Genomic DNA, 780 nt, shown 5'->3' on the forward strand with positions numbered 1-780 from the left:
ACGCTGGCTCAGCTGCTCACTGACTGGTCCGTCTGCCGGATCTAACGTCAGTTCAGTGATCGATAATGGGGCCTGACGCCAGACCACCTGCGCCGGCACTGACAGTCCCTGCCAGATAAAGGCGGTTCGCAGGATATCGTGACGATTGATTACTTGCTGCATGGCCGACAAATACCGCTCCAGCAAGGCCCGGTCCGTAAACTCCTTCTGAATAGTCAACAGGTACGGATCGCCCTCGTTTGCCAGCAAATGGTGGAATAAGATCCCGTCCTGCAAGGGTGACAGGGCATAAATGTCCTGAATATTGCTTATCCCGCCCGGCACTTGCCCGACAATACGATCAATATCCGCCTGCGTCAGGTCTATCAGTGGCAACATTTCTGGGGTGAGTTCCGTCGTATCAGAGGTAATGACGTTAGCAGGAACGTCCACGACCCGGTGTTGTCCCAACCTCTGTGCCAAACGGGATAATACCGGTGTCTGAAATAGGTCACGCACCGCCAGCGTCCGCCCCAACTGACGCAGGCGTTCAATCATCCGCACCGCCAGCAGGGAATGCCCGCCCAGCATAAAGAAGTTGTCATGTCGGCTGACTTGCTCCAGGCCCAGCAATTCCCCCCAAATCGCCGCCAACACCGTTTCATTTTCCCCTTGCGGCGCCTCATAACGTTGGCGAGCCAACGCTTCGCTGCCCGGTGCCGGCAGTGCACGCCGATCCAGTTTGCCATTCGGGGTTAACGGGAAGGCATCCAGACGCACAAACGCCGCCGGCACCATATA

The 780-nt window shown here is 57.1% G+C and carries 1 protein-coding gene; it reads right to left on the reverse strand.

Annotated elements, in window-relative coordinates; translation table 11 throughout:
* Nucleotides 1–780: condensation domain-containing protein (locus Xvie_RS20405; RefSeq protein WP_244175761.1), on the reverse strand; the 780-nt coding region annotated here is incomplete at both ends.

This window comes from Xenorhabdus vietnamensis (assembly GCF_002127535.1).
Classification (GTDB): domain Bacteria; phylum Pseudomonadota; class Gammaproteobacteria; order Enterobacterales; family Enterobacteriaceae; genus Xenorhabdus; species Xenorhabdus vietnamensis.